Raw genomic sequence first — 16,791 nt, forward strand, 5'->3', positions numbered from 1 at the left:
ACTGCTAAACACCACGACCACGACGATTGCGACCCCTACCTGCCCTATGACGGCGGAGCCTGCGCCGTCAACCGCCCCCGGGGATCCGCCGAACTGCGAGGAACCTGAGGGTCCGGTTTTTCCCTCGCCGGTCACAACCACCGTACGTCCAAGGTCTTGACCTCCACTGCGGCTGGAGGCGGTTAGGGGAGGAATTATCCTGACCGACAACGGGTCTCGTTGCCAGCATTGGAGCCAGAGGAGTAGACCGGTCTCTGCGGGACTCGGTCTGAAGAAAGACAGCTAGATGGGCAGTGGGCAACAACATTTCGGCGTCGTGGTCGGTGTGGACGGGTCAGCGGCTTCCGACGAGGCCGTGCGTTGGGCTGCCCGTGAGGCGATACTACGCAAACTACGGCTCACGCTTGTTAACGCGCTGGCCACACCCGCGTTGCCCTGGCCTGCGGAGCGCATGCCCACGGACTTGCGCCAACGGCTGGAAGTCGATGCCCAGGGCATCATCGACAACGCGGTCAAGATCGCCGAAGACACCGACACCGCTGGTGGTCCGGCTGAAATTGAGAGTCGACTATTCTTTTCCGCGCCCGTGCCGACGCTGGTCGATATGTCGAAAGACGCACGCATGGTGGTGGTCGGTGCTCGCGGGCTGGGTCCCGTTCGTAGTGTGCTATTGGGATCGGTAAGCACCGGACTGATCCATCACGCGCACTGTCCCGTGGCCGTGATCCATGCGGAGGTTTCTGCGCAATCACGGGCCGTGCATGCCCCGGTGCTGCTGGGCAGCGATGGATCGCCGGCTTCAGAACTGGCGACAGCGGTCGCGTTCGAGGAAGCGTCGCTGCGGGGTACGAGGTTGGTGGCCCTCTATGCCTGGAGCGACGCCGTCACGGCCCGCATCTCGAGCATGGAAGAGTCGGCCCGGCAAGCGGCCGCTGAGGAAATCCTGGCTGAGCGGTTGGCCGGCTGGCAGGAACGCTATCCGCAGGTCAGCGTCACCCGTGTCGTGGTCTACGGCAAGCCGGCCGCACAGCTTCTGGATCGCTCCGAGTTTGCCCAGCTTGTTGTCGTCGGCAGTCATGGCCGCGGCGGGTTCACCGGAATGCTGCTCGGATCGGTCAGTACCGCGGTGGTACAAGGGGCCCGTACACCGGTCATCGTTGCCCGCGGCAGCCATTAAGAGCCGTGTCCGCCTTGTGAGACGCCCGTTCGGGCCGAAAAACGCGGGGTGGTTGTCGTCTGAGGCCCAGCCGCAACGCCGTGTTCACTTACCCTGGCACCGCTCTGGCATGCTGACGGTCAGCGGAGCCAATCCGCGGTCGCTCGGATGTGGAGCGGCCAGGAAGGAAATGACCGGGAGTCGTTGCGCGCAAGCACACAACAGCCCGGCTTTGGCATTGCACCAACGCCGCCATCACAGTTGGAGAAAGCCCCAACCACACAGCCGGCAACAAACCCAACGGTGCCATGGCCGAGCAAAGCGCGTGGTCGCCCTGTCCCTTCCGGAAAAAGGGCGGCCGATAGCGGGCATCGTATTTGCGTTCTTAGCTTGAGAAATCGGCGCAGTGCTACCACGAGGTTTGGAGCTTTGCCCATCAAGGAGTATCGGTGGAAACATGGCCGAGCGTGGACGTGGCGGGGAAGTTTTCGCGGAAATTATTTAAGGCCGTGTGACGCCGCGCCACCACCGCGCTACTTGAGCCACCAATGCTCGCTTGAGGCTCTCTTGAGGGATGAGCCCAGTTGAATATCACCATTTGGCAACGACGCGGTGCGGCGTGGCGCGAGTCTCACATCGGGTGCTAAAAATTAGGGCGGTCTTCAAGGATCGCTAGACGCGAGCGTGGTACGGCAATGTGGCTCTGCTGCACCGTTTGAATGCGGATGGATGGATCTCGGAAACCTGCACGGGAATAAAGGGGTTGGCGTTGATGACGATCTCCGGTCGATTCAACAGAGCAATAGCCACCGGCGTTGGGTTGTGCGGTGCTGCTATAGCGCTGAGCCAGCACACGGCGGCCGTGCCGTTGACAACTGGCGGTTCCGCATGCATCCACGGGATGGCTGGCGACGCGACCTCGTCGGGCGCGGGTGGACCAGTGGCCGCAGGTGGAGCGGCGGGTGGACCGGTGGCCGCAGGTGGACCGGCGGGCGGACCGGCGGCCGCAGGTGAAGCGGCGGGCGGACCGGTGGCCGCAGGTGAAGCGGCAGCCACAAGCGTGTGCAGTCCGGCTGGCGCAGCAATCACCGACATGGCTGGCGTCCCCATGGTTGCGCCTGGGCCGGTGGGGGCCCCGGTTCCGGTGGGGGCTCCGGTTCCGGTGGGGGCCCCGGTTCCGGTGGGGGCCCCGGTTCCGGTGGGGGCCCCGGTTCCGGTGGGGGCTCCGGTTCCGGTGGGGGCCCCGGTTCCGGTGGGGGCCCCGGTTCCGGTGGGGGCCCCGGTTCCGGTGGGGGCCCCGGTTCCGGTGGGGGCCCCGGTTCCGGTGGGGGCCCCGGTTCCGGTGGGGGCCCCGGTTCCGGTGGGGGCCCCGGTTCCGGTGGGGGCTCCGGTTCCGGTGGGGGCCCCGGTTCCGGTGGGGGCTTCGCTCACTGACATGTCTGGAACCTATGGGGGCAAGGGGGAGCCGACCGGCCCAGCGCCAATTGGCGGGCCGGTGGCGGGCCAACCGACCCTGCCTGGTCCTTCGGCCCCGGGCGCGCGCTGAGGAAGCCCCTCTTCCGGGGGGGCGAGTCGCCGCGGCGTAACACCATCCCGTTGCATGGGAGTGATCTTTGGTGATCACGCGACTTGCACCCCGGCTCGGGGTTGTTCCCCGGCCGGTTGGCCGGTTCCCTTCCGCGCTTCACAGCCACCAGCCGGGCGGGGCCCGGTCTTACGGTCGGCTCCACGCTTGACGGCGGCCCCGACTGGGCCGACGACGCTAGCTGTGTCCTCGTAGCGTGCGAGCTTCGGGGCGCACTAGGCGCCGAGGGTCGAGGAAGGATCGGTAACGCATCACAGAAGCCCGTATGAACGGCTGGCTCGGCGAAGTCCAGGGGCTACAGACCAGCCTCGACGCCGCGGCCAAGAAACTCGTCGTCCTCGATCGCGCCATCGCCCAGACCAGTCGCGCGACCAATCTTGGCATTCCAGTCGTCGCCGACGCGTCGCCCACGATTCAAGCGACCGCGAATAACATCCAAGAGCAAGGCGAAGCTAGGGCTACGTAGTTGGGGCTGCACATGTCAAACAGACTCGCAAATTCGATTGCCGCGGCGGCAAGAACCGCGTCATTGTTGGGGCCGCGCACGATGCGAGCCATCGCACGGGTCAACAAGCGTGTGACCAATCCAATCCTGCAGCGATGGGCCCCACGTCTGCCGTATATGGCCGTCATCGAACACAACGGCCGCAAATCGGGCAAGAGCTACCAAACCCCCGTCATGGCCTTTGTCGAGGACGGCAAACTCTCAGTGGTCTTGGACTACGGCACGGAGTCGGATTGGGTGCGCAACGTCCAAGCCGCTGGATCGGCCGGCGTGTTGCATCGAGGCAAGCACTATCAGCTGACTGGTCCCAGCGTCATCCCCATTGACTCCGCGGATCTACCCCAGGCCGTTCGAGTCGTCCGCGCTTCTGCGCGCAACGCCCTACAAGGCACCCTGGCCCCTGGCTGAAGCCGCCAGACATTCGCGCGTCATAACGAAACAGGATCTGATCGATGGTTTCTCTCTGCATGTGCGACATACGCGGGCTGAAGGTAAGTCCGGTGAATGCCACGCCTGCGGGCATGTGCAGGACATTGAGTGGGCTCAGCATTGGATCTGTGAGTCCTGTTCGGCGTCGCACCAGCGGGATGACAACGCCGCGATCAACCTCGCACGCTACGAGGAAACCATTAGCGTCGTCGGCCCAGTCGGGGCCGCCGTCAAGCGTGGAGCCGACCGTAAGACCCGGCTTCGCCGGGCAGGTGGCCGTGAAGCGCGGAAGGGACGCGGCCGCAAGGCTGCCGAACAACCCCGAGACGGGGTGCAAGTCGCGTGACCACTAAAGATCACTCACTTGCAACGGCTTGTCCGTCGGGATTTCGTTCGCGCGCCTGGCCTCGATGTCGGCTTTCAGGGCGGCCACCGCCCAGTGGTATGCCTAGCGCCGGGCACCGAAATGCCGTGCCAACGGGGCGGGCCCGCTCGGCGGTCGGGTCCAGGGTGAACTTGAATGCCTACCGCTCAGCCTTCGGGAATCCCGAATTTCGTCATCACGCCGCCCCGTGGTCCCCGCCGTCAGCCGCGGACGCCAGGGCACGTTTAGCACGGTTGGCGGCGGCACGTTTGCCATACAGTCGAGCACCCATACTGGTGAGGATCTCGCTCATGTCCCCCACCAGGTCGTCATCGACCTCGGCCGAGTCCACCACCAGCTCGCGGGCCGGAGGAGCCAGCGCCGCCTGCGCATACTCAGAATCGAACCGGCAGAACCGATCCGGATGCTGCGCCACGATGCGCGTCACCGCCGGATCGCCAGCAGCGCGAAAAAGCCCTACAGTAAAACACCAAGCGGCTGTGAAATCCGCGCCCTCGTATCGTGGAGCTGCGGGGTCTATAGAACCCTTGTCACCAGGTTAGCTAGCTTAGGCGTCCTCGCCGTGAATATTGAGTCAAGTATGGCGAACGAGTCGCGAATGCTCAGGCGGCGTGTAGGGCCTGTCGGGTGAGTTCGTCGATGGCGGCTTGATATGCGTGGGAGGCGTTGTGCAGCTTGGATTTTCGCGGTGGGCTGGGGTCGCTGGCCTGGGCGAGTCCGGCGCGCAGCAGGTGGTCGTGGACGCGGGTGAATAAGAATGCGTGTTGCAGTCCGGTTGCGGTGACGGTGTAGCGGCGGGTGTGGGGGACGCGTTGGATGAGGCCGTGGGCGCGCAGGCGTCGCAGGTCGTAGGTCATCTGGCCGGCGGTGATGTGTTCGGCGGTCTTGCCGAGCAGGGGCGCGATCAGGGTGCGCAGGTCACGGCTGGTGAAGCCGTGGACCAGGAGCCGGTGGACGAGCAAAACCTGCAGCAGGGCGTGTACTCGGATGTCACCGAAACGCAGCCCGGGTATGCGGGTACCGGAGTCGGTGAAGACTGGTGTGGTCAGGTCGGTGAATGTTTTGGCGCCGCGGATCGGGTCGTGGCTGATGGTTTGGACGCCGAGCAGGCGCCGGTTGGCCGAAAAGCCGAGCTGCCGCAGGTCGGGCAGGCTGGTCAGCCGTTTGCAGATACCGAAGTCGCGGGGATTGTTGATGGTGGTTTCGGTGCGCAGCGCTTTCCCTTCTTTCTGGTATTGCTTGACTTTGCTGGTCTTGTAGTCCACGTGCAGTGACGGGACGACACCGTCGGTGATCACCCGGGTGCGAAACTGGCCCGGGGTCTTGCGTTTGCCGCTGCCCACGATGCGGCGGTTGAAGATCAACGAGACATGGTCGGGTCGGCGGATGTCGAGATTGTCGCGGATGACCTGCTCGAAGAAGATCCGGCCCGACACCGGGCGGTCCAGCATTTGGGTCAGCGAGAATTCGGCCTGCAGAATCGACAATTCGTAGCGGTAGCCGGCGGTGATGTCCTCATCGGTGAATGGGTTGGGCAGGATCCGCAGCCATTTACGTAGCAGCGCGTCGATCTGGTCGGGGCCAAGACTGTCGCAGATCGCCTGCAGCCGGTCGACGTCGGCGACCGAGGCGAACCCGTTGTCGAGGGCTTCGAATGCGATCCCCGCCTTGGCGGCCTGGCGTTTAGCCCATTCGTTTCCGTTGATGCACAACTTGGCGGTGTAGGGGAAGTAGGTGCAGAACTTGATGAAGAACGGGCCGAAGTCCTCATCGACGCAGTAGAAATAGAAGTGGTTGACGAACGCGGTGGATCGCACGAGCCATGCGTAGGAAGAACCGTCGCGGCTGTAGCGGCGCTGAGTACGCCAGACCAGTGCCTTCTCCTGGGCCCGGCCCACGAACAGGACCCCTTCCGAATCGGTGAACCAGGCCAGGAACCGCTGGGCCAAATCGTCTTTGCGTTCCTTGCCGAACGACACCACCTCCAGGCCCCGCGCAGCAACGAAACCGTGGATATCGGCGACGAACGCCTTCGTCATCGGATCCCTCAACGCAGTGGAGGCGTAGTGGTGGCCCCGGTGGCCGACGAAGAAGCCCTGAACCCCGCCGCCATAGGCCAGCCGTGGCATCCACACGTTCAGATACACCCGGTCGATGGACTCGACCTCGAACAGCGTGTGTTCGGACAAGACATCACCGGCACTGCGCGCTACGGTCATGATGGGCTCCGGTTCGGACGGGCGGCCAGCATTGGCCTACCAACCGCGTTATGCGGTTCATACACCCGATCGACACCAATCGACCAGGGTCTTCATCCCGCCCGGGTCGCAGCCCCCAAAGCGCCACCAGACAACATGCCCGTCGGGATGGGGCGAAGCCCGGCTAGTCGTTATTCCTGCACTATTACCGGATCCCCAATGTTGACCGCGTTGTAGTACCACTCTGCGTCCGAAGGGCTAAGGCTGATGCAGCCATGACTGATATTTTCAAGCCCGAGTGAATTGACCGCCCATGGAGCCGAATGTACGAAAAGGCCGCGCCTGCTGATACGGACTGCATACTCCACCGGGATGCGATAGCCCTCGGGATCATTTACGGGAATACCAACGCTGCTCGAATCCATAATCACCGAGCGCTCCTTGGAGATGACGGTGTAGGTGCCGATGGGCGTTGGGTACTGCGGCCTCCCCATTGAGGCCGGCATCACTCCGTTTTCTCCCCAGTGAGGCCGGTGGTGGGGGGCCGGTAGCACAGGCGCCGATCCCACATCACCTCCGTCAATGCTGACGGTGAAGGTATGATTCGAGATGCTGGCGATACCAACCACGGCGGGACCCGTTTTGAATTCCGTGGACCGGCCGCCGAGCGAGAGCGCCACCACGCTGTTTGCCGGCCAGAATCGGTCTGGAACCCACTGCACAACGTTGTCGTCGAGCCACTCGAACTTGCCGGTCATCTCGGGTGCTGATTTAACCTTAAGGGCACGCTCGACCGCACGCCGGTTGGCAATGGCGGCACGGAATGTCACCACTACAGGATGAGCCACACCCACAGCTTGTCCCCACGTCGGCAACACCGATGTGATGCCCACGTTATCGGACCGGCCCGCCGCCAGGCTGATACCTGCTGGTCCCACAATCACACTGACGACGATCCCGATCATGACAAGCAAGCATCGACGAACTGAGTACATGACCCTGCCCTTTTAATTGACAATGTTGCAATAGGGATCGTAAGGGCATTGCTGTGAGTGGAACTGCAAGCCTACGTGTACAATTCGATCAACGCCTTGTCACGTTTCGGCTACGGCGAGCGACTCCGGCACTGTTCCTCGCATTTGACGAGACCGTTTGGCAACGGCATGATGATGCTGGTCCAGCGATGTGGTTAGTATGGCTCGTCGACGTTGCTTTTCACCATATTCCGTGCTGTGCTGACAGCGGGACCACGTTTCACGGCCCTGACCACGCTGCAAATCCCTTGATATCTCGGCCGCCAGATTTTATAAAACGCGCTTGAATCGTTGCAGCACAAACGAATTGGATAGGCAACGGGCATGGCCGCTAGCGTGAGCCGCTTCCTGAGTGAATCTACAACGAGAATCACCTTGTTGGCTTCCCGTCATGCCACGAAAGGTGGTGTGCGCGTCCTGTGTCTCGATCATATTGAGTCCAGCCCGACCTGCGCACCCATATCAGCTGACCAGCCAGCAACCAACCCGACTCGAAGCAGTCTTCGCCGACCACAACCATCTCCCCGTCCCGGCGGGCTGCAGTGTGTATCAGCGCATCGTCGCCGCCTACACCCACCCCGACCGGCGCCGCGGCAAGATGATTATGAGCGCGATCATCGTCTCGCTGCGCCGCGGCGTATCCACCGCCCTTGAAGAACTGGCCTATCAACACCCCGCGTGCAAGCATTGCGCCGCCACGCCCTCGGTTTAAGAAACCCCACCCACCACTGGCTCCGCTCACTGCCACAGCGGTGCACTCCACGCACTCGTCAAAGCACTCTGAATAACGAAGAGAGCCTGTTAAGGTCGCAGCCGTAAAACGGTACTTGTTGTTCCCCTCCATCTCTGGGGCGATGCCTGGGAGTTGCTGCTGACGGGTGCCTTTACCGAAGACGTCAACCTCATGAGTGGGCGTGCGACTTAGGTGGACCGCGGTGCCCTCCGCTCGACATGCTTGACGATGGTGATCTTCTGCTTTCCCAGATTCCTTTGAGGATCAGGTGAGGATTACGCCGGCGTATCGGGTCGCGCCGTAGCTGTAGATGTAACCCGCCCGGCTAGCCATCCGCCGTAACCTCAAGCGCAGCCAAATCGAACACGACACGTATGGCATCGACGCTTTTGGGCGAACTCTTCGAATCCGCGCTGGGAAGCGTGCCGTCGACATCGGCGAGCGGAGCGGTCGGGGAACGGAGCCATTCTCGGGCCTGTTGGCTACACGGAGAGTTGCGCGAACATGTTTTCGCTTATCAGTATGGAGCCGATGACGGGAATCGAACCCGCGTTCTCAGCTTGGGAAGCTGATGTTCTGCCATTGAACTACATCGGCGCGGTCGACTCCGAAGATTATCATCCAGCGCCGGCTCGCTCATCTACCTCATGCTGATGCGGGGCAGCGGATACTCTCGTCAGGTGCTGCTCTCCGATCACGACCTCAGGGCCGAAGTCGCCTCAGGGCGGTTGGGCATCGATCCCTTCGACGATAGCCTGGTGCAGCCGTCGAGCATCGACGTCCGCCTGGACAGCCTCTTCCGGGTGTTCAACAACACCCGCTATACCCACATCGACCCAGCGCAGCAGCAGGATGAGCTGACTAGCCTGGTGCAACCGGTCGACGGGGAACCCTTCGTGCTGCATCCCGGAGAGTTCGTTCTCGGGTCGACGCTGGAACTTGTCACATTGCCTGACGACCTCGCGGGACGACTGGAGGGCAAATCGTCGCTCGGGCGGTTGGGACTGCTGACGCACTCGACCGCTGGTTTTATCGATCCGGGATTTAGCGGCCATATCACGCTCGAGTTCTCCAACGTCGCCAACCTGCCGATCACCCTCTGGCCGGGCATGAAGATCGGCCAGCTCTGCATCTTGCGGTTGACCAGCCCGGCCGAGCACCCCTACGGAAGCGCGCGAGCCGGGTCGAAGTATCAGGGTCAACGGGGACCGACACCGTCCCGCTACTACCAGAACTTCATAGGCTTTTCACAGCCAGGCCGGTAGCGGCGCACAGCTACGCGACCCACAATTTAGACTATCTATATATACCATACACCGGGACGCGTGATGTTTCCTCCGTGTGAGCCGGGTCGATCCGCGGAGGACTTGGGAGGGGTTGTGGACCTCGTTCTTGGGGTGTCGATGGAACCGGTGACGGTGTGTATGGTACTGGTCGACGGCGGCAACCCCGACGGGGCCCTGGTCAAGGAAGAGAGCCTTGGCCTCGCCTCGGATCGCGAGCAGGCCAACCTAAGCCGGGCTGACCAGGTGATGTCGGCGATCCTGGGCACCCGTGAAGGCGCCAGCGAGGCCGGCTGCCGACTGCTCGCGACGGGAGTGAGTTGGGCGGATCCGCAAGAGGCCGCAGCGCTGCGTGCCGCGCTGGCCGCCAGAAAGATCGAAAACGTCATGCTGGTCTCGGCGTTTTTGGCTGCGGCCGCGCTGGCGCAAAATGCCGGTTCCGCACTGGGTTACACACGCATCGCCATGCTGCTCGTGGAACCGGACAGCGCTACCGTGGCGGTCGTCAACTGTCATGACGGCGCGGTCAGCAACGTGCACCGGACAGCCCTCTCCGAGGAGGACGGCCGGGCGATCGTCGAACTCGCCGCAGTGGTCTCGGATATTGAGGCGCTGGAGCCGCGTCCGGAGGGTCTGTTCGTGGTCGGCTCCGGCGTTGACGTTCCTTCGCTCATGCCCGTATTGGAAGCCGCGACGTGGCTGCCGGTGAGTGCAGCGGAGGAACCGCAGACCGCGCTGGCCCGCGGTGCGGCGTTGGCGTCGGCGCATGCACCATTGTTTGCTTCATCGACCGCCGCCCTGGCTTATGCCCAGGATCCTGGCACCGGTGAAGGGAACCGCTACGTGCCGGCAGGATATTTCCCTGTTTCCGACGTTTCCGCTGGTGGGGAGTCGACGGATGGTGTTCTGGCTTACAGCGCCGTCTCCGGCGAGGATGCCGACGCCGAGATCCCCGGCATCGACGCGGCCGGCGACGACTGCGTTACAGGGCTCCTGCAGGGGCACAGCCCGGTCCTGTTGGGTGGTGCCGTATTGGCGGTCATCGCTGTGACCGCGGCGGCGGCGCTGGAGATCGCACTGGGTATCGGTATCCGCCCGACGGTTGCGTTGCGCCCGACTCCCGGCCAGGAACTCATCGTTCCCGACGAAGAGGCCCCGGCCTCCGCATCGGTGCCGCCGAGGCGTCCCCCGCAACCGACCAACATGGCGATGAGCCGGCCGCCCGTGCCCGTCCGCGTGCCCGCACCGCCAGCGCCCTCGCCACCGGCGGCAGTCCCGCTTCCGGCTCCGACGGCACCCCCGGCTCCCGTGCCCGCAGCTTCGGCGCTAGTGCCGATACCGGTGCCAGCCCCAGCCCAACCTCCTGCTGCCTTGGTCCCCCGAGAGCGGGTGCCACTCCCGGCGACACCACTACGATCGCCAGCGCCACCGTCTCCGGTTCAGCTGCGCGAGGCCCAACCCCCCATACGCGCTATGGCCCCGTCCCTACCCGTCTCGATACCGCCGGCCCAGCCGCCGGCCCCGCTGGTCCGTGTGTCGATACCGCCGGCCCAGCCGCCGGCCGCGAAGCTTCCCGGGCACCTGCCCGCCAATGATCCTCCGGTAAACCGACCGGCACCCCGACCGGTGGTGGATCTGCCCGCGCCGGTCCACATCTCGCCACCAGAACCGCCACCAGTGCGCACCACACCGATTCCCGCCGTGCCCGAATTGCCGCGGATCCTTGCTCCCCGGGTGGCTCCTCGGGTGCAGGCACGGCCGCTGAGCCCCGGGGGCGCCTTCGGCGGGGCTTTTGGCGACCACGGTCCGGGTGCAGGCCGCGGTTGGGGGTTTGGGAGCCGCGGGTTCGGCGGAGGCGGCTTCGCCGCGCACAGATAACCCGATCCGCGAAGCGGTATCACACCGGCATCGGGAAGCTGACTAGGGTCGCTGTGTTGGGAAAATCGGTGTCGGCGTCAACGACCTGTCCGATGAGGGTGTTAGGCACGCCGGCGTGGCCCAACCCGATTCCGGGAGGCGGTGATCCTCGCCGCTATCAGGGTAAAGTCGGACTAACCGGGAGAACGGGGCCTCGCCTTGCACTCGGGCCTCATGCCTCCGGCTAACCGGGAGGGCAGTGCCGCGACGTTCACGTGATGATGCTTAGGAGACGGTCCTCTTAGGGGGCGATTCCCGCGGTAAGGTGCCTGGCAGACCGCCGGCGGCGCAGCAAACTACCTTGCAGGAGGAGTGGTGGACACCGTCCTGGGTGTGTCAATGACACCAACGGCGGTCCGCATGGTGCTGGTGGAGGGCCAGAACGGGGACGGCGCTACCGTCGACAGGGACAACGTCGACCTGACAACCAGCGGCGCATCCACCCTCACCGCTGCGGATCGGGTGATCTCGGCGATCCTCGGCACCCGGGAAGGGGCCGCCGAGGGCGGTTATCGGCTGACATCCATCGGGGTGGCGTGGGTGGATCCCGCGGACGCCGCTGCACTGCACGAGGGACTGGCGGCCCGCAAGATCGAAAACGTCATGCTGGTGTCGGCGTTTTTGGCGGCGGCTGCGCTGGCCCAGACGATCGGTAACGACACTAACTACGCGCACACCGCGCTGTTGTACGTCGAGCCGGACACCGCGACCCTGGCTGCTGTCGCCACCGCCGATGGGTCGGTTCGCGACATGTGCCGGCGGTCACTGCCCGAAGACGACGACCAGGCGGTGGCCGTGCTGCTCGCCATGCTCGAGGGGGCTAACGAGCTAAAGGAGCGCCCGGAGGGGGTGGTCGTTGTCGGCTCCGGTGTTGACATCGCGCTGATCAAGCCGGCCTTGGAGGCAGCAACGCCGCTGCCGGTGAGTGTTCCCGAGGAGCCGGAGATGGCGCTGGCCCGGGGTGCGGCGTTGGCGGCGGCGAACGCGCCACTATTCGTCTCCTCCACCACCGCCCTGGCCTACGCGCAGGACCCGGGTACCGGGGCGGTAAACCCTTATCTGCTAGCCGAATATCGTGCCGTTCCCGAGGCGGCCGCCGGCGGCGAATCGGGCAGGGTGGACCTCGCGTACAGCGCCCTCCCCGGCGAGCACGGTGAGGCACTCACCGGCGAGGGCCGCGAGGCTTACAGCCCGGTCGCCGACGAAGAAGACGTCAGCCCGGGCAGGTACCCCGATTTCGGCCCGGAGTTGGCCGAGCAGCCCACCCGCAGGTCCCTCCTGGCTATCGCGGGTGTGCTGACGATCTTTGTGGTGGGGCTAGTGGCGCTGGCGGTTTCGCTGGCGATCAGCATCCGGCCGCACGTCGACCAAAAACCGAGCCTTAGTCACAACGTTGTCACCCCGAATCAGCAGCTGCCGCCAGCGCCGCCGAAAGCCGCCGTGCCCGCCCCTCCGGCGCCGGTTTCGGCCCCCGCTCCTGCGGTGGCGCCGGCCCCCGCCCCGGCCGTGGCGTCAGCTCCGGTATACGCCCCGGCGCCGGCTCCCGTGCCTGCGGCGCCTGCGCCCCCTCCGGCCCTGCCGCCACCACCACCGATTCCGCCACTTCTTCCGCAGTTGTTGGCTCCTCCGGCACCGGGAGCGCCCGTCGCACCCTGGGGCGGCGACCACGGCGACGAAGGCTGGGGTCACGGCGACGAAGGCTGGGGTCACGGCCGCGGCCGCGGTGACGACGGGTTCAAGGGTCCGGGCATCGGCATCCCCGGCCTTCACCTCCGCTTCTGACTCGCGTTTGGGCCGGCATCCCTGGCTCGGTACCGTAGCCGCAATGAACTGTCACCCGCCGTTCGTCTTCCGCTCGGTGTCACGACGCTATTAGCTCATCACGATGGCGTACACACGGCGGTGTGCGCTGCACCGTCTTCGGCACCGGCTATCTGGGTGCCACCCACGCCGCCGGGATGGCGGCGCTGGGACACGACGTCGTCGGTGTCGACATCGACCCGGGTAAGGTCGCCAAGCTGGCGGGCGGTGACATTCCCTTTTACGAACCAGGTCTGCGGGAGCTGCTTGCGGACAACCTTGCTGCCGGACGGCTACGGTTCACCACCGACTACGACCTGGCCGCCGGGTTCGCCGATGTTCATTTCCTGGGTGTCGGCACTCCCCAAAAGAAAGGCGAATACGGCGCCGACTTGCGCCATGTGCATGCTGTCATAGATGCGCTGGTGCCACGGTTGACGCGAGCAGCTGTCATCGTCGGCAAGTCGACCGTCCCGGTCGGAACCGCAGCCGAGCTGGGCGAGCGAGCGCGTAGGTTGGCCCCGCGCGGAATTGATGTCGAAGTGGCCTGGAATCCGGAGTTCCTGCGGGAGGGATTCGCTGTGCAGGACACCCTGCGCCCAGATCGCATAGTGCTGGGGGTACAGCCGGATTCGATCCGCGCCGAGCCTGCGGTCCGTGAGCTCTACCGACCGCTGGTGGACGCGGGGGTTCCGTTCCTGGTGACCGACTTGCAGACCGCGGAATTAGTCAAAGTGTCTGCCAATGCCTTTCTGGCCACAAAGATCTCGTTTATCAACGCGATCTCTGAGGTATGCGAGGCGACCGGCGCCGATGTCATCATGCTGGCCGACGCGCTTGGATACGATCCCCGGATTGGGCGCCAATGCCTCAACGCGGGCTTAGGTTTCGGCGGTGGTTGCTTGCCCAAAGACATCCGGGCGTTCATGGCCCGCGCCGGTGAGCTGGGAGCTGACCAGGCGCTGACGTTCCTGCGTGAGGTGGACAGCATCAACATGCGCCGGCGCACCCGGATGGTCGAATTAGCCACTGGCGCCTGCGGAGGTTCGCTACTAGGCGCCAATATCGCCGTGCTCGGCGCGGCGTTCAAACCGCAATCCGACGATGTCCGCGATTCGCCGGCCCTCAACGTCGCCGGTCAGCTGCAGCTCAATGGTGCCACGGTCAACGTTTACGACCCGAAAGCTTTGGAGAACGCGCAGCGGCTGTTTCCCACGCTGAACTACGCAGTGTCCGTGGCGGAAGCGTGTGAGCGTGCGGACGCGGTGCTGGTGCTCACCGAGTGGCAGGAATTCATCGACCTCGATCCCAACGACCTTGCCGGCCATGTGCGGGCCCGGGTTATCGTTGACGGCCGCAACTGCCTAGATATCACCCGCTGGCGCAAGGCGGGCTGGCAGGTATTCTGCCTCGGCCGCCGACGATGCGGGCCGTGATAGCGGGCTGTTGAGGAGGCGGCCGGTTTAGCTCAAGCCGCCGACGATGCGGGCCGTGATAGCGGGCTGTTGAGGAGGCGGCCGGTTTAGCTCAAGCCGCCGACGATGCGGGCCGTGATAGCGGGCTGTTGAGGAGGCGGCCGGTTTAGCTCAAGCCGCCGACGATGCGGGCCGTGATAGCGGGCTGTTGAGGAGGCGGCCACCCGGATTTTTCGGACGCGTAGCCTAACCAGCGTGGACTACGCGGAAGCATTCCTGGATCAAAACCGCGCCTTTGGCAATGTTATCGACGGCGCCGACCCCGCTACTCCAGTCCCGACTTGTCCGGGCTGGACGTTGAAGGAACTGCTCCGTCATGTCGGGCGCGGCGATCGCTGGGCCGCACAGATCATCACCGAGCGGGCCGACCACTACCTTGATCCCCGCAGCGTGGCAGGGGGCAAGCCGCCAGATGATCCCGGTGGCGTGATCTCCTGGCTGCATAACGGGGCGCAACGGCTGATCGAAGCCGTTGAGCAGGTAGGCATGGAAACCCCGGTGTGGACATTCCTCGGGCGGCGGCCCGCATATTGGTGGGTCCGGCGCAGACTGCACGAGACAGCGATGCACCGGGCCGACGCCGCGCTCGCGCTCGGCCTGGCCTATCCGCTCGCAGCCGAACTGGCCGCCGACGGGGTCAGTGAATGGCTCGAACGGGTCGCCGCCCAGGCCGGAGCCGAGGCGGGGCCGGCGCCCCTCGAGGACGGCAATAGCATGCACCTTCACGCCACCGACCCCGGGCTGGGTGTCGCCGGAGAATGGACGATTTGCGCTGGTGAGGGCAGGATCACGTGGTCGCATGACCACGGCAAAAGCACGGTAGCGCTGCGGGGCGCCGCCACCGACCTGCTGCTGGCGCTGGCACGTCGAATCTCGGTCGCCGAGAGCGGTATCGCGCTGTTCGGCGATACCGCTGTATGGCAGAACTGGTTAGATCGCACGCCTTTTTAAGCGAGCCCGGGTAAGCAATCGATTTGGGTGCGGAGTCAGGAATCAAACCCGCTCGACGCGGTACCTTGCAGACCATGACCATATCGGAGATCGCGACCGTTCTGGCTTGGCATGATGCGCTCAACGCTTCCGACCTCGACACCTTGGTAGCCTTGTCCAGCGAGGACATCGAAGTCGGGGATGCGCATGGGGCGGTGCAGGGGCATGCTGCCCTGCGTAACTGGGCGACCGCTATCAAAACGACCGTAGAGCCCTGCCGGATGTATGTGCACGACGGTGTTGTGGTCGTCGAACAGAAGATCGCCAGCCCGGACAATCACGCCGCGAGCAAGACCGCCGCGTCGGCGTTCCGGGTCGTGCATGATCAGGTCACCTCGGTGTTTCGGCACGAGGATTTGGAGTCTGCGCTGGCTGCTACCGAGCTGACCGAGGCCGATCTTGTCGATTAAGTAGTAAGTAAGGGGGTAACTCATGCGCGGGATCATCCTGGCCGGCGGCTCGGGCACCCGGTTGTATCCGATCACCATCGGCGTTAGCAAGCAACTGCTGCCGGTCTACGACAAACCTCTGATCTACTACCCGTTGTCCACGCTGATGATGGCGGGTATTCGTGATATTCAGGTGATTACCACCGCCCACGACGCGCCCGCCTTTCACCGGCTCCTCGGCGACGGCGCGCAGTTCGGCGTCAACATCACCTACGCGCTGCAAGACCAGCCCGATGGTCTGGCGCAAGCCTTCCTTATCGGAGCCGACCATATTGGCACTGATTCGGTGGCATTAGTATTGGGGGACAACATCTTCTATGGGCCAGGTTTAGGCACTAGTCTAAGTCGCTTCCAAAATGTCAATGGAGGAACGATTTTCGCCTATTGGGTGGCCAACCCGTCAGCATACGGCGTTGTCGAGTTCAGCCCGGATGGAACGGCGCTGTCGATCGAGGAAAAGCCCGCCACACCGAAATCGCACTACGCAGTTCCGGGTCTGTATTTCTATGACAATGATGTGATTGAGATCGCCCGTGGTCTAACGAAATCAGCGCGCGGCGAGTATGAGATCACCGACATCAACAGGACCTACCTCAACCAGGGCAGGTTATCCGTCGAGGTGCTGGCCCGAGGCGCGGCATGGCTGGATACCGGCACGTTTGACTCGCTGCTGGACGCCAGCGACTATGTGCGAACCTTGGAGTTGCGGCAGGGCCTGAAAATCAGCGTCCCCGAGGAGGTGGCGTGGCGAATGGGCTTGATCGACGACGAGCAGCTTGCGCGTCGGGCCCACACCCTGCTTAATTCCGGCTACGGAGGGTATCTGCTGAACCTGCTGGAACAGCGCTGATT

The 16,791-nt window shown here is 64.3% G+C and carries 15 protein-coding genes, 1 tRNA gene and 3 pseudogenes; 13 read left to right on the forward strand and 6 right to left on the reverse strand.

Annotated features, from left to right (window positions below; all coding sequences use genetic code 11):
• Positions 1-286 precede the first annotated feature (286 nt).
• Both MSM1_RS08495 and MSM1_RS21705 read left to right on the forward strand, forming a co-directional pair.
• Positions 287-1,177 carry a universal stress protein gene (locus tag MSM1_RS08495; RefSeq protein ID WP_213441036.1) on the forward strand — a complete coding sequence of 297 codons (891 nt, stop codon included), beginning with the start codon at positions 287-289 and terminating at the stop codon, positions 1,175-1,177.
• Positions 1,178-1,928: 751 nt separating this feature from the next.
• The gene (locus MSM1_RS21705; RefSeq protein ID WP_236054808.1) at positions 1,929-2,702 is read left to right on the forward strand and encodes a beta-xylosidase; all 774 of its coding nucleotides are present in this window, start codon (positions 1,929-1,931) and stop codon (positions 2,700-2,702) included.
• Between the two features lie 74 nt (positions 2,703-2,776).
• Here the strand turns inward: MSM1_RS21705 and MSM1_RS08500 are convergent.
• Positions 2,777-2,953: pseudogene (locus tag MSM1_RS08500) on the reverse strand (IS607 family element RNA-guided endonuclease TnpB); the annotation flags it as partial.
• A gap of 53 nt (positions 2,954-3,006) precedes the next feature.
• On the opposite strand from MSM1_RS08500, the gene MSM1_RS08505 reads away from it, so the two are divergent.
• The 3 genes from MSM1_RS08505 to MSM1_RS22410 all read left to right on the forward strand — a co-directional run bounded on the left by MSM1_RS08505 (position 3,007) and on the right by MSM1_RS22410 (position 4,021).
• On the forward strand, positions 3,007-3,207 hold the full coding sequence (locus MSM1_RS08505) for a hypothetical protein (RefSeq protein WP_213441037.1): 201 nt from the start codon (positions 3,007-3,009) through the stop codon (positions 3,205-3,207).
• Between the two features lie 81 nt (positions 3,208-3,288).
• Positions 3,289-3,654, forward strand: coding sequence for a nitroreductase family deazaflavin-dependent oxidoreductase (locus MSM1_RS08510; RefSeq protein ID WP_236054811.1), 366 nt, complete (start codon positions 3,289-3,291; stop codon positions 3,652-3,654).
• Entirely contained in the window at positions 3,569-4,021 is a 453-nt protein-coding gene (locus tag MSM1_RS22410; protein ID WP_282100826.1) for a zinc ribbon domain-containing protein, read from the forward strand. The genes MSM1_RS08510 and MSM1_RS22410 overlap by 86 nt, the downstream gene beginning before the upstream one ends.
• Positions 4,022-4,045: 24 nt before the next feature.
• Here MSM1_RS22410 and MSM1_RS21710 read toward each other — a convergent pair.
• The 4 genes and pseudogenes from MSM1_RS21710 to MSM1_RS08530 all read right to left on the reverse strand — a co-directional run.
• A pseudogene (locus tag MSM1_RS21710) lies at positions 4,046-4,184 on the reverse strand (helix-turn-helix domain-containing protein); the annotation flags it as partial.
• Between the two features lie 51 nt (positions 4,185-4,235).
• A pseudogene (locus tag MSM1_RS08520) lies at positions 4,236-4,496 on the reverse strand (IS607 family transposase); the annotation flags it as partial.
• A 166-nt stretch (positions 4,497-4,662) separates the two neighbouring features.
• The gene (locus MSM1_RS08525; RefSeq protein WP_213441039.1) at positions 4,663-6,279 is read right to left on the reverse strand and encodes a hypothetical protein; all 1,617 of its coding nucleotides are present in this window, start codon (positions 6,277-6,279) and stop codon (positions 4,663-4,665) included.
• Between the two features lie 170 nt (positions 6,280-6,449).
• Positions 6,450-7,253, reverse strand: coding sequence for a L,D-transpeptidase family protein (locus MSM1_RS08530; protein WP_213441040.1), 804 nt, complete (start codon positions 7,251-7,253; stop codon positions 6,450-6,452).
• Between the two features lie 583 nt (positions 7,254-7,836).
• Here MSM1_RS08530 and MSM1_RS08535 point away from each other — a divergent pair.
• Positions 7,837-8,004 carry a hypothetical protein gene (locus MSM1_RS08535; RefSeq protein WP_213441041.1) on the forward strand — a complete coding sequence of 56 codons (168 nt, stop codon included), beginning with the start codon at positions 7,837-7,839 and terminating at the stop codon, positions 8,002-8,004.
• Between the two features lie 544 nt (positions 8,005-8,548).
• Here MSM1_RS08535 and MSM1_RS08540 read toward each other — a convergent pair.
• Positions 8,549-8,622, reverse strand: a tRNA-Gly gene (locus MSM1_RS08540).
• An 83-nt stretch (positions 8,623-8,705) separates the two neighbouring features.
• Between MSM1_RS08540 and dcd the strand changes: the two genes are divergently transcribed.
• From dcd to rfbA, 7 genes are all read left to right on the forward strand, one after another.
• Positions 8,706-9,290 carry a dCTP deaminase gene (dcd, locus tag MSM1_RS08545; protein ID WP_213441042.1) on the forward strand — a complete coding sequence of 195 codons (585 nt, stop codon included), beginning with the start codon at positions 8,706-8,708 and terminating at the stop codon, positions 9,288-9,290.
• A 114-nt stretch (positions 9,291-9,404) separates the two neighbouring features.
• On the forward strand, positions 9,405-11,186 hold the full coding sequence (locus MSM1_RS08550; RefSeq protein WP_213441043.1) for a hypothetical protein: 1,782 nt from the start codon (positions 9,405-9,407) through the stop codon (positions 11,184-11,186).
• 354 nt (positions 11,187-11,540) lie between these two features.
• The gene (locus MSM1_RS08555) at positions 11,541-13,007 is read left to right on the forward strand and encodes a hypothetical protein (RefSeq protein ID WP_307857310.1); all 1,467 of its coding nucleotides are present in this window, start codon (positions 11,541-11,543) and stop codon (positions 13,005-13,007) included.
• Between the two features lie 122 nt (positions 13,008-13,129).
• Entirely contained in the window at positions 13,130-14,461 is a 1,332-nt protein-coding gene (locus MSM1_RS08560; RefSeq protein ID WP_213441044.1) for a UDP-glucose/GDP-mannose dehydrogenase family protein, read from the forward strand.
• 234 nt (positions 14,462-14,695) lie between these two features.
• On the forward strand, positions 14,696-15,451 hold the full coding sequence (locus MSM1_RS08565; RefSeq protein ID WP_213441045.1) for a maleylpyruvate isomerase N-terminal domain-containing protein: 756 nt from the start codon (positions 14,696-14,698) through the stop codon (positions 15,449-15,451).
• A 74-nt stretch (positions 15,452-15,525) separates the two neighbouring features.
• Positions 15,526-15,900, forward strand: a complete 375-nt coding sequence (locus tag MSM1_RS08570) for a nuclear transport factor 2 family protein (protein ID WP_213441046.1) — start codon at positions 15,526-15,528, stop codon at positions 15,898-15,900.
• A 22-nt stretch (positions 15,901-15,922) separates the two neighbouring features.
• Positions 15,923-16,789: a glucose-1-phosphate thymidylyltransferase RfbA gene (gene rfbA / locus MSM1_RS08575; protein WP_213441047.1), complete on the forward strand. Its 867-nt coding sequence runs from the start codon at positions 15,923-15,925 to the stop codon at positions 16,787-16,789.
• Positions 16,790-16,791 lie beyond the last annotated feature (2 nt).

Origin of the sequence: Mycobacterium sp. SM1, assembly GCF_018361265.1 — a bacterium.
Lineage (GTDB): Bacteria > Actinomycetota > Actinomycetes > Mycobacteriales > Mycobacteriaceae > Mycobacterium.

Excerpts from the sequence above, each read along its gene's own strand:
- MSM1_RS08530 (WP_213441040.1), bottom strand. The coding sequence starts at position 7,253 with ATGTACTCAGTTCGTCGATGCTTGCTTGTCATGATCGGGATCGTCGTC.
- MSM1_RS08570 (WP_213441046.1), top strand. The coding sequence starts at position 15,526 with ATGACCATATCGGAGATCGCGACCGTTCTGGCTTGGCATGATGCGCTC.
- MSM1_RS08505 (WP_213441037.1), top strand. The coding sequence starts at position 3,007 with ATGAACGGCTGGCTCGGCGAAGTCCAGGGGCTACAGACCAGCCTCGAC.
- MSM1_RS08510 (WP_236054811.1), top strand. The coding sequence starts at position 3,289 with ATGCGAGCCATCGCACGGGTCAACAAGCGTGTGACCAATCCAATCCTG.
- MSM1_RS21705 (WP_236054808.1), top strand. The coding sequence starts at position 1,929 with ATGACGATCTCCGGTCGATTCAACAGAGCAATAGCCACCGGCGTTGGG.
- MSM1_RS08495 (WP_213441036.1), top strand. The coding sequence starts at position 287 with ATGGGCAGTGGGCAACAACATTTCGGCGTCGTGGTCGGTGTGGACGGG.
- rfbA (WP_213441047.1), top strand. The coding sequence starts at position 15,923 with ATGCGCGGGATCATCCTGGCCGGCGGCTCGGGCACCCGGTTGTATCCG.
- MSM1_RS08525 (WP_213441039.1), bottom strand. The coding sequence starts at position 6,279 with ATGACCGTAGCGCGCAGTGCCGGTGATGTCTTGTCCGAACACACGCTG.